The following is an 11,517-nucleotide window of genomic DNA, read 5'->3' on the forward strand; positions in this document are numbered from 1 at the left end:
GACACGAGCGCGACTCCTGGAACGATCTTTAGGTCTAGACACCCGAAAGATCATCAGAGTCGCGCTCGTCCCACAACTCCAGCCCTGCCCGGTCCTCAACCTGGACAGAACACCTCAAGCCGGAACAACGCCGGGGCCGTGGATGTAGGGTCGGATGATCCGTAGTCGTGTGGCTGGGATCTCACTAGGCGATGGGGATTGTGTCCTTCAGAAAGCGAGCGACAACGCAGTCACCAGTCGCAGTTGCGCGCCGGCTCGCTGCGGCCTGTGCCTGTGCTTTGCTGGTCACCGCGATGGGCGGCCCGGCCGCCGCCGCGCCCTCGCCCACGCCGACAGGGCTGGGCTCGAACGTGCGCCAGTCGCCGGGCCTGATGTTTGTCAAGTACTACGTGGTCGGGACCGACAGCGACGGACGGCCTGAGCTGTTGTGGCACATCGCGGCGCGGCTCCTCGGCGACGGAGAGCGGTACCGCGAGCTACTCGATCTCAATCAGGGCCGCAGTCAGCCCGACGGCGGTCGGTTGAGCAGCCCGAACCTGGTGCGTTCGGGCTGGGTCCTACTGCTGCCTTGGGACGCCACAGGCGACGGCGTCCGGTACGGCGTACCACCCGTCGCTGCTCTCTCCCGCCCAGGTACGGCAGCGCGGACTCCATCGCCTCCTCCGATCGACAGGACGCAGGAGCGCTGCGGTGCCCGCAGTTCCTGGGCCGGGCCTGACCTCTCGTGGGCACAACTCCGCCTCGCGCCGGACAGCGCCTGGGCTCGCAGCCGAGGCCGCGGCGTCAGCGTGGCGGTTCTCGATTCCGGGGTTGACGCCAGCGCGCCGGCATTGTCCGGGCGGGTCCTGGCCGGTTTCGACGTGACCGGTAATGGCCGGCGAGGGGACCAGGATTGTCAGGGACATGGGACCGCCCTTGCAGCGATCATCGCGGCGCGGCCGTCCTCAGGGCGCGGACTGGTGGGTATCGCTCCGGAGGCGAATATCCTGCCGATCCGGCTCAACACCCGCGGGGGGACAGCGAATCCGGCCGAGATCGTGGAAGGCCTCCGACGCGCCTCTGCGGACGGAGCCAAGGTCGTCGTCATCGGAGTGCCTGCTGACCTGACCGATGCACGGATCCAGGATGCGGTCCGGCTCGCGACCCTGCACGACGCGGTGGTGGTGACGCCGGCACCGCCGAGCGGTTCGCCAGGTGCCAAGTCGCCGGTGGGAGTGCTGCAGGTCGGCGCCGCCGGCGCGGACGACCAGCCGGTCGGCGAGCACCCACCCGGATCCGTCGATGTCTTGGCCCCCGGCGTACGTGTCCTCAGCCTGGGTTTGGGCGGCAAGGGATTTGTCGAAGGCACCGGGGCAGACTTCGCGGTGCCGTTCGTCGCCGGCCTGGTAGCGGTGCTACGGGCCAGCGAGCCCGGGCTGTCAGCACCCGCAGCTGCGAACCGGATCATGCGGACAGCCGGTCGCCGAGATGACGGCCCAGACCTGCGCCAAGGCTGGGGGTTGATCGACCCTGGCGCCGCGCTCGGCGTCGACTCTCGGTCGGAAACCGGCAGGCAGCAGGGTCAGCTCCAGAACGGGTCGGGTTCCAGCCACGCTCCAGTCCTCGTAGCCGCCTTGTGCACGCTGGCGTTGCTGCTGCGGATTGGTCGCCGCTCTCGGCGTCCGCCCGTGTGGCTGCGGACGATGCTGTCCACCCCGCGCTGATCTCGGCGTCCGCGCACCGCTGGCCGGCATGCCAATGCCGAGAACGCCATGAGGGATGGCGCCTGCGGAGAGAGCAGGATGTGCCGGCCGCCACCGGCACAACCCGCCGTCCGCCCGCCGCCGCGGCCCACTGGCAACGCGTCGACGAGGGCTCCTGCCTGCACAACGGCCAGACCAAACCGCCGGTTCACCTGTTGCGTCCACCTACCACAGTCGGCGGCGGGTGGATAGAGGGCAGGCCGAGCTCACGCGATCCGAGGCCACCAAGGCCGGCCTGGCTCGCGACCCGGGATCCCGGCGCCGGCCCATGGGACATCCGGCGGGACCCGGAAGTCGACATGCGTCATGGAGGGCGGTTGGGCCACTCCGATTCCTGGGCATCGAAGTCGCCGGCGCCGGGGCGGGCGTCGCTGCCTGCCGCCCAGTCACGCGCCCTTCGGTGGACGCCCGCCCTGCCCCCCGACCGTCGCGTCGTCGGCCGCGACACGCGTCGCCTCGTCTGGTCCCAGAGGCCTCCTCCCCTTCGCCTGGGCCAGCGTCGGCATCCGGAATGCGCCCATCACCGGCGGCACCAGTTGGGATGACCGGCCCCTTCTGACGTGAAGGCGGGTACCGCGGACCATCAGCATGAGCGCCAACGCGCCGAGCAGGACAACCAAGGCAATCGCGATCAGCCGCACCGTGCCGGAGCTGGTCTTTCCAGGCGCGGCTGGCGCTGCAGCCCCCTCCTCGGCCAGTTGTACGGTGACGGCCGCCTTCGGGTTGACCATGCCGAACCCCCGGGCCGAGTCCGGCACATCGGTCACACCGTCCGCGGTGGCCTTGACCCGAAACACGACCTGGGCAGCGTCGAGCTGCGGCATCGCTGACCTGACCAGGGCCACCACACCGGCGACGGAGGCGACAGCGTACTGGCTGCCGCTGCTCGCCCGTATTGTCGGGTCGCCGGCACCGAGACTGGCCACATCGATCCCGGGGGCGGTGACGTCCACCCGGCCCGGCCGGTAGCGGGCTACCGCCTGCCCCTCGGGATCGACGCCGCCCACCCACAGCACGCCTGGCAATGCTGGCGTGGCCGGGTTGGAGGAAGTGCCCCGCTGCTCGGTGATCGCTGCGGCCACTACCACTGCGTCCTGTTCCTGCGCCTGGGTCAGCTCCCGGACGACGCTGGGATCGGAGACGTCGACGTAGGAGCCGAGTGCGATCACCTTTGCTCCCGCGGAGACGGCGACCTGGATGGCAGTGGCGGCGTCCGCAGGCTGGGACCTGGGCACCTCGGTCACCACCCGGATCGGCAGAATGCTCGCCGCCGGGGCGACCCCGACCACCTGACCGGGCGCCGGGGTGGACTTGTCGGTCCGCATCTGGGCCGCGATGATGCTTGCCATCGCTGTGCCGGATCCCAAGCAGTCGATGTCCCCTCGACCGCTGCCCGACGGGATGCCGGCACCGGGCGTCACCCGACCGGCCAACTGGGGCAGCCCGGCGTCCACACCTGAGTCAACGATCGCAACCAGGATTCCCTCCCCCTGGGTGCGTTCCCAAGCCTGGTCCACCGCGAGCCGCCGGCGGGCCCAGTCCGAACGCAGCTTCTGCGGTTGGGTGGCTGTGCAGGTGCCTCGCCCAGCGAGCGACCTCGCGGACGAACGTGTTGGAGCGGCAACGGGTAGCTCGGGCCCGACCGGGGGTGTCGTGGGCGAATGCGGCGGGCGGCTGGCGGACGGTTTCGGCGTCGGGGTGATCGTGGGCAGCAGGCCGTACCGTACTCCGTCGCCCTTCGCGTCCCAGGGAAGGACAAGCGACCAACCGGCCCGCAGCTTGTGGTCGGCGCTCAGAGCACCCCCGTCTGGCTGCTTGCGCCCAGCGTTGAGGTGGTAGATGTCGGTGTCTCGGTCGGCCGTACCGAGAAACCGCTCGGCTATCTCGGCCAGGTTCTCCGGCTTCGCCTGGTATGCCTGCCGCACGACGTAGTACTTGACGTACTCGCCGACCCGGGCCTGGAGGCGTGGGCTCGCCTCCGCAGGCTTGGCGGCGACCAGCATCGGCCCGCCGCCGGCAAGGGTCAGACATAACACAACGACCGCCCAGACGCGAGCGTTGACCGCCACCGGTTTCCTCCTTCAGGTTGCACCTCGGACCAAGGCGTCTGTCCGGTCCGACTACGCGGCACTCCTGCCGGGGGTTCAAACGTCTGTGGCAGGCAGGCAGGACAGATGGGCCGCGACGGTTCGCTCGGCGCGCGGCTGCCGGCCTCTGACGGCTCCCAGCGGCGCAGGGGCCTGCGCCGATACGCACAGAAAGACAGAAAGGAGCAGATCATAAACCGCCCCTCCCCCGTCGTCGTCGTGTGACGTAGGTCGCCGGGAATCGCCGGCCACCACAGGAAAGGAGACGGGGATGCCCACAGCGGACATCACTCACCTTCGCGCCGAGGCACTGTTCGCTTCCCTCACGCAGCCCTCAGAACGGCATGCCCCGGCAAGCATCCGGCAGGCAGTCGACACAACGCTGGCGCGCGTCGGCCCACGAGGATGTCTCGAGCGGACCGCCTGGGCATACGGGGCGGATCCGACGACGGCGGTAGCGCGGATGCAGTGGGCGGTCGCGGCCGTCCGTATGGCGTACGAGTCTCCGCCAGAGGCAGCCGCGGGGCCTGCGCTCGGCAGGGATCCCTATCTGTAGCGACCGCATTGCAACGGCACGTAACAACACGGACGCGCCACCTGCCCGGCGACGGATGTCACTGACTGCGTGGGAGAACCGCCGCGGCCTCCCGTACGTCGTGAATGTTCGACGGCAGGCTACGGAGGTGGAGACGGATGGGACGCGAGGGCCGCACATGCCGTGCCCGGCGAAGCGACGTCCTCGGCCCTTCGGGCGCACGTTCGAGGCGCGCGGCGGAGCAAGAGATGCGGTGGCTATGACACATACTGGTCGCGCCGCGGTACCCCCAGCGGCAGCAGCTGGACCAGCAACCGCTCGGCGTGAACGGGTGGGTCGAATGTACGTGACACAGGCGCTCCATCGGCTCGTCCAGCAGGATCCGCACCGACCCATGACGATCTGTGGTGGGCGGGTGCGTTCGGTAGGCGAGTCTGCCGACCGGGTGGCCAGGCTGGCCGCGGGGCTACGCGGGCTCGGTGTCCGCCGGGGTGACCGGGTCGCGGTGCTCGGGCCGAACTCCGACCAGTACCACGAGAGTCTGCTGGCTGCGGCGTGGGCGGACGCCGTCGTCATGCCGATCGATTACCGGTGGAGTCCGTCGGAGATCTCGTACGCGCTCCGGGACTGCGACGCGTCGGTCCTCGTTGCGGACGCGGCTTTCCTCCCCGTCGTTGACTCCCGGCCCGAGTTGGTGAACCTGCGTACCGTGGTCATGGGCGACACAGCGGCATCTGCTGGCACCGTGTGCTACGAGGAGCTGATCGAGGGTAGCGCGGCGATGCCGGACAGCTGTCGGGGCGGCGACGCCCTGTTCGGCATCTTTTACACGGGCGGCACCACAGCGCGCCCCAAGGGGGTCATGCTGACCCACGCCAACATGCTCACCTCCGCCTTCGGCAGCCTGGCGACCGGACAGTTCGTCACGCCGGGAGGCCGCATCCTCCACACCGCGCCCATGTTCCACCTCGCCGGCCTCGCGGTGTGGACGGCCGCCCTGATCACCGGAGGAACCCACGTGATCCTGCCGGCGTTCACGCCCACCGACGTGCTGACGGCGATCGAGGACCACGGCATCACCGATATCCTCCTCGTGCCAACGATGATCCAGTTGCTCGTCGACGCGCTGCGCAGGGGGGAGTACGACGTGTCCAGCTTGCGGCATCTGGTGTATGGCGGCGCCCCCATGCCGGTCAGCCTCCTGGCGCGGACCCGCGATGCGCTCCGTGACACCGGCTTCGTCCAGGCGTACGGAATGACCGAGCTGGCTCCAGTCGCGACGTTGCTGCTGCCAACCGACCACGATGATCCGGGTATCGCTGGGTCGGCCGGCCGAGCCGCGCCACACGCGGAAGTTCGCGTGGTCGGTCCTGGCGGCACGGAGCTTTCCACCGGGGCGGTCGGCGAGGTCATCGTGCGGGGTGGGCACGTAATGTCCGGCTACTGGGGGCGACCGGAGGAGACGGCGGCCGCGGTTCGCGACGGGTGGATGCACACCGGTGACGCCGGGTATCTGGATGGCCGTGGTTACCTCTTCATCGTCGACCGCATCAAAGACATGACCATCTCAGGCGGCGAGAACGCGTTCCCGGCCGAAGTCGAAGCCGTACTGGCACAGCACCCCGGGGTTGCCATGAGTGCCGTCATCGGCCTCCCGGACGACCGGTGGGGAGAACGCGTGCACGCCGTCGTCGTGCCGAGCGACACAGGCAGGACAGACGCAGGCAAACTACGCGAGCACTGCCTGGAGCACCTCGCCCGGTACAAGATTCCCCGCGACATCGAGTTCGTTACGGAGCTGCCGGTTTCCGCGGCGGGCAAGGTGCTCAAGCGACAGCTGCGCCAGCAACGCGTGCGGTAATCCATGGAGGTTTGGCTGTGTCCCGTCTGAGCCCGACGCCGGCCCGATCACCCCACGCGATGGCCATCATGACCGACCCGCAGGACCAACTACACCGCATGCTGCTTCGGCTGGCGGGGCGCCTCCCGGATGTGGTTGTCACGGACTGCCGAACCTGGCTCGCCGACGGTTTGTGCGCCGAGGTGGCACAGGCCGTGAGTTACGCCGCCATCGTTCACGATCTTGTCCTTCGCGAGCCCGACGCCGCGCTGCTCACGCAGGTGCTCGTCGACGCGGGCGAAGACGTCGACGCCCTCGTGCTCGCCACCGCGCGTGAGCCGCGCGCGCCGGCATACGGCGCGGCGCCGGTGGGGCCGGATGTCCTTGCCCAGCACGGCGGCACGATCCCCTTCACGCTGGACCTGACCCGGCCGCCGGACGTTCCTCCCCGCGACTATGCGGAGACGGACGCGCTGGACCGGACGGCCGTCGCGGCCGTCGCCGCCGCGCCCGGCCGTCCGCAGGCATTGTGGCGCTGCTGGCGGTACCCGCCGCCCGGCACCACTCCGGCACAGCCACGGCGGCTCTACCTCATCCTCGCCGACACCGCGCTCGTCCAGGTGACCGAACACGTACGGCGGGCGCTCGCCGACGGTGGGGAGTCCAGCCCGCAGGTCGAGGTCTTCGACGATCCGGACGGCGGCTTGCCGGCGTATCACCGCAACTCGCTCGAGTGCGCGGCTCTGCTGTGGACCGCGTCGACGGCGCCACCTCCGCGCATGGCACCGCTGCCCGACGACTTCGTTGGCGCTCACCGTGCCGCGTCCGCAGGCGATGGCGCCGGGCTGGACGGGCCCGAACGCTCTGCGGTTCTGGCGTACCTCGACGCCGGCGTCCCACTACTCATTGCCCACCACACCGCCGCCGACGTTCTGGACCCGCGGCAGGAGGCGCAGGTTCCGGTCGCCTACCGAACCGACGGCGAATGGATCTGGGGTGACGCGGCGGCCTACTACCTGGAGTGGTATGGGCTGCCACCGCATGGCGATCTGCTCGACACCATTCGCCGGCGCGAGTACGAGCTGCCGGCGGTGGATTTCGTGGCGGTGCATCGGGCGCTGTCGGCGCTGTATCGCCGCGACGTCGACTGACACTGCGAGCGGATAGGATCGGGCCAGCTACCGCAGGGGGTCGTCGCGCGGGTTCTCGGCTACGGCCACAGCGGGCTCAGGGGCAGCGTGTTCTGGCGGTCACCGTGGCCGGCTCTGGGCTCGCCTGCGGTGCCACTGCCGGGTTGTCGCGATGGCCGCCAACGCCAACGCTGCGGCCAGCGCCGTCGCGGCACTGAGGGTCAGGCCGAGCGCCACCGATCGCGGGCGGGGCGGCGGTTGGGGCACCACAACGGGCTGCGCCGGCAGTTCACGGAACGGCGTCGCGCCGACTCGGGTGGCGGCGAGCGCGTCGAGCGGGTCGGCCATTCCCGCGCCGACCCATCGGCGCATGCTGTTGTTGCTCGCCGGTTCAGCGGTTCGGACCAGCCGCTCGCGCACCTGATTCGGGTCGAGGTCGGGTTGGTAGGACCGCAGCAGCGCGGCCACGCCAGCGACGTAGGCGGCGGCTACCCCGCTGCCACCGACGCGGTAGTGGCCCCGACCAGTGGGTCCGATACTGGCCGCGCCGCCACCCGGGCCGGCAAGGTCGACGCCCGAGTTCTCCGCTGGTCGGCCGACGATCCGGCCCTGCGGGTCCAGTGCGCCGACCGCGATGACCTGCGGATACGCGGCGGGGTACCAGACCACAGGGGCGTCGGCACGGTCGGCGGCGGTGGCCACGGCCGCGACGATGACGGCGCCGTGGGTGACGGCGGCGCCGACCGCGCGCTGGAGGTCCGGGGTGGCGCCGGGTGTGCCGGTGCCGAGGAGGATGACGTCGGCACCGCCGGAGACGGCGGCGTTGATCCCCCGGGCGATGCTGCCGGATGGCATCTCGCCCCGGCCGTCGACGATGCGGATCGGAAGGATGGTGGCGGCGGGCGCCACCCCGACGAACGACGTGCCGTCGACCGGCCTGGCCGCGACGAGTCCGGCGAGGGCGGTCCCCCGCCCCAAGCAGTCCCGGTTGGCGGAGCCACCGCCGACCACGTCGATCCCGGGCAGGACCGCGCCGCGCAGAGCAGGCGCGATGGCACTCACGCCGGTGTCGAGGACGGCCACCACCACGCCCTGACCGCGGGTCAGTGGCATGACCTGTCGCGACGCCACCCGGTCCTGCGCCCACGACCGCTGCGTGAGCACTCTGGCCGATTCCTCGACGCACCGGTCCCGCGGCACCGGCAACTCGGGCAGTTCGGCAACGCCGTCGGCTCGGGCCGGCGACACGCCCAACAGCCCGCACGTAAGTACACCGAGCAGGATCGCGGCGGTGAGCGCGATACCTCCATTGCGGGTCACGGCGGGTCACCGCCGGCGGTGATGCCCTGCGTCGATGGTTCCGGCCCTGCTCCTTGCGGTGGCTCGCTCCCGGCCGCGACCCTGCCGCGTCGACGGTGGCGAAGCCGGGTCACGGTCAGCAAGCCCACGGCGGCGAGCCCAAGCCCGCCGAGTACGGCAGTCCAGATCAGCGGCCCGAAGTCATCGGGCCTGGATGGCCCCGTCGACGGCATCAACTGGATCTCGGCGACATCGCCGACGGCCGAGGCCGGGTCCACCATCCCCCAGCCACTGCCCGGATCAGGCAGGGCGGTGCTCTGCGGGTCCGCGGACGCGGTGAGGCGCTGCGCGACCTCAGCCGGGCCGAGCCCGGGGTGCGCGGAGCGGACCAGCGCTGCGGCCCCGGCGACGAACGCGACGGCGTATTCGCTGCCGCTGAATGAACGCGGCCCTGAGCCGGTCAGATCTGGTCCCGAGACGTCGACGCCGGGAGCGACGAGATCGACGCCGTTGGGAACGTACGGCGCAACAGGTCGGTTGTCCCGCCCGACGGCCCCGACCCGCAGGATGCCGGGGCGGGCGGTGGCGGACGGCCCCGCGGTTCCGGCAGCCGGGCCGTGGCCGGTAGCCGTGCGGGCGGGCAGCACGACGAGCACGCCGTGGGCCACTGCGGCATTGAGCGCCTCGACCACCGCGGGAATCGACACATCCACGGCGGCGCCGATGGCGATGACCTTCACCCCGGCCGCAACCGCGAGGACGATACCGCTCACCACGTCATCCGCAGCCGTCGGCTCCGCCTCATGCACCACCCGTACGGGCAGGATCCCCGCCTGCGGGGCGACGCCGCCGGCCGGCCGGCCGACAACCGACTCGCCGGCGACGAGGACGGCCATGGCAGTCCCGGACCCCGTGCAGTCGCGGCTACCGAGGGCGTTGCCTTGCGGTACGTCCGCGCCGTGGAGGACCCGGCCGGACAGTTCGGGCCGACCCGGATCGACACCGGAATCGACCACTGCGACCAGCACGCCCGTACCCCGCGTCGTGCGCCACGCCTTCTCGGGGGCCAGTCGGATGTGACCCCACTCGTCGACGGACCTGGCCTGGACGCCGGCCCGGGTGGCTGCGCACCGTCCCGGGTTGTCGTCCCCCGTCGCGACGTCCGTGACCCTACCCGCCCTGGACGAGGCGGGCGCACCGGTGACCGTGCTTGGCGGCACGGCCGGAGCTGGGCTGCGCGAGGCGGCTGCGACCGGCGGACCGGACGGCAGGATCATCCCGTACCGCACCCGGTCGCCGGAGGCGTCCCAGGGCAGCACCAGCGTCCAACCGACGTGCAGGGTATCGGCGTCCCTCAGGACACCACCGTCGCTCTGCACCCGCCCCGCGTTCAACCGGAACAGCTCGTCGGCCCGTCCCGGATTCGACAGCAGGCTCGTCGCGATCTCTGACAGGGTCTCCGCCCGCCCAGCGGCGGCTTCCCGGACCACGGTGAATTTGACGTAGTCGCCGGGCGGCTCGGCGCTGGCCGACGTACCCACTGCCAGGGTCATCATCACAACGGCGGCCAGGGCCAGCGCCGTCAGGAGTCCGCGCAGCGATGAGAAAGTCGTCATTGCGTACCTGCCGATGCGGTCTCTGGCGCTGCCGCCTCCGGCCCGACCGGCCGTACCGCCACCGACCAACGCGACGGCAGAACGTCACCGACGACAACCAGCGCGGTTCGGCTGCCTGACCGGATGGCCGTGCGGGCGGCGGCCAGCCCCCGAGCTGGCAGCGCACCGCTGATGACGACCTCGGTCCGACCTTCACCTTCACCCAGCTCCGGCATCTCGTCGACGATGACGCAGCCGTCGGGCAGGTCACTGCCCAGCAGGTCGCCGACGACATGAACGGGATGCCGGTAGGCCAGCAGTTGGCGGGTCAGGCCCGCCACGTACGGCCGGAGGTCCTCGGCCTTGCCTGTCACGGTGAACACGTCCGGGCACATCGCCAGATCGATGAGCAGGAGAGCGTCGTCGTGAACGCCGAGCACGACGGGCAGGGTGGAGACAGTCGGAGTGTCGAAGAAGCCGAGCCAGCGGTAGGCCGGTCCACCGTCCCGGGCGACCGCGCTCAGCCGTACGTCGATCCGCCCGTGTCCAGTGAGGAGTTCGACCGACAACGGGGGCGTCGGCGCGGGTTGCGGTTCGGTGGTCGACCCGACGGCCGCGGCGCTGCCAGCGCTGCTGGTCGGTCTCCGCCAAGCAGGCCGACGTGCGCCCAGCTGCCGCGCCGCCGCTGCCACCAGGTCCACGGTTCTACGCACGACGCGGCGAATCGCGCGCCCACAATTCGCTGTTCTGCGTGCGACGCCGCCGATCGTGCGTCGGCATACCGCTCGTACGCGAGGGACGAGCAGCAGCATCGCGGTGAGCGTGGCGAGCGTCGCCAGCGCACCCCACAGCAGCCAACCGGCCGGCCGACCGACCGCCACCGGCGGTGGTGGCGACGCGGCGGGGGGTTCCCTGTCCCGGACACCGACACCGGCCGCGTCGGATGGCAGAAGCAACACCCAGCCCGGGCGCACCACCATGGGGTCGGTCAGCGCGCCGCCGTCTGCCTGGGTCCGCGTCTTGTTCAACGCCACGATTTCGCGGTACCGCCGGCCGTCGCCGAGGGTATCCAGGGCGATCTGATACAGGCTGTCGGCGGGCCGCACCACATAGAACCTGCCGCCGGCGCCGTGCGGCGGCGGAGTCGGTGCGCCCCAGGCCGCGCCGACGGGCACCGTGAATGCCACGGCGATCACGACCAGGAGGGCAGCGATCGTGGCGGGGCACGATCGGCGCCGTGCATCGGTCATCGACGTCTCCTTCAGGTGCGCCCTGTTCCACAAGACACA

Annotated in this window: 7 protein-coding genes; 3 read left to right on the top strand and 4 right to left on the bottom strand. The window is 71.0% G+C overall.

Features of this window, described 5'->3' with window-relative positions; translation table 11 throughout:
- Nucleotides 1-278 precede the first annotated feature (278 nt).
- A complete protein-coding gene (locus tag AB0I41_RS24045; protein ID WP_357111573.1) occupies nt 279-1,703 on the top strand; it encodes a S8 family serine peptidase in 1,425 nt (474 codons plus the stop codon).
- Nucleotides 1,704-2,128: 425 nt separating this feature from the next.
- On the opposite strand, the gene AB0I41_RS24050 is transcribed toward AB0I41_RS24045, so the two are convergent.
- The gene (locus AB0I41_RS24050; RefSeq protein WP_357111575.1) at nt 2,129-3,811 is read right to left on the bottom strand and encodes a S8 family serine peptidase; all 1,683 of its coding nucleotides are present in this window, start codon (nt 3,809-3,811) and stop codon (nt 2,129-2,131) included.
- An 893-nt stretch (nt 3,812-4,704) separates the two neighbouring features.
- Here AB0I41_RS24050 and AB0I41_RS24055 point away from each other — a divergent pair.
- Nucleotides 4,705-6,225: a long-chain fatty acid--CoA ligase gene (locus AB0I41_RS24055; RefSeq protein ID WP_357111577.1), complete on the top strand. Its 1,521-nt coding sequence runs from the start codon at nt 4,705-4,707 to the stop codon at nt 6,223-6,225.
- Nucleotides 6,226-6,284: 59 nt separating this feature from the next.
- Nucleotides 6,285-7,355: a hypothetical protein gene (locus tag AB0I41_RS24060; protein ID WP_357111580.1), complete on the top strand. Its 1,071-nt coding sequence runs from the start codon at nt 6,285-6,287 to the stop codon at nt 7,353-7,355.
- A 99-nt stretch (nt 7,356-7,454) separates the two neighbouring features.
- Here AB0I41_RS24060 and AB0I41_RS24065 read toward each other — a convergent pair whose 3' ends face one another.
- From AB0I41_RS24065 to AB0I41_RS24075, 3 genes are all read right to left on the bottom strand, one after another.
- Nucleotides 7,455-8,654 carry a S8 family serine peptidase gene (locus AB0I41_RS24065; protein WP_357111582.1) on the bottom strand — a complete coding sequence of 400 codons (1,200 nt, stop codon included), beginning with the start codon at nt 8,652-8,654 and terminating at the stop codon, nt 7,455-7,457.
- The gene (locus AB0I41_RS24070) at nt 8,651-9,661 is read right to left on the bottom strand and encodes a S8 family serine peptidase (RefSeq protein ID WP_357111585.1); all 1,011 of its coding nucleotides are present in this window, start codon (nt 9,659-9,661) and stop codon (nt 8,651-8,653) included. The genes AB0I41_RS24065 and AB0I41_RS24070 overlap by 4 nt, the downstream gene beginning before the upstream one ends.
- A 584-nt stretch (nt 9,662-10,245) precedes the next feature.
- The gene (locus tag AB0I41_RS24075; protein WP_357111588.1) at nt 10,246-11,478 is read right to left on the bottom strand and encodes a hypothetical protein; all 1,233 of its coding nucleotides are present in this window, start codon (nt 11,476-11,478) and stop codon (nt 10,246-10,248) included.
- Nucleotides 11,479-11,517: the final 39 nt, after the last annotated feature.

It is taken from the genome of Micromonospora sp. NPDC050200 (genome assembly GCF_040656135.1).
In the GTDB taxonomy this organism is placed as follows: domain Bacteria; phylum Actinomycetota; class Actinomycetes; order Mycobacteriales; family Micromonosporaceae; genus Micromonospora.

Excerpts from the sequence above, each read along its gene's own strand:
- AB0I41_RS24060 (WP_357111580.1), top strand. The coding sequence starts at position 6,285 with ATGGCCATCATGACCGACCCGCAGGACCAACTACACCGCATGCTGCTT.
- AB0I41_RS24075 (WP_357111588.1), bottom strand. The coding sequence starts at position 11,478 with ATGACCGATGCACGGCGCCGATCGTGCCCCGCCACGATCGCTGCCCTC.
- AB0I41_RS24055 (WP_357111577.1), top strand. The coding sequence starts at position 4,705 with ATGTACGTGACACAGGCGCTCCATCGGCTCGTCCAGCAGGATCCGCAC.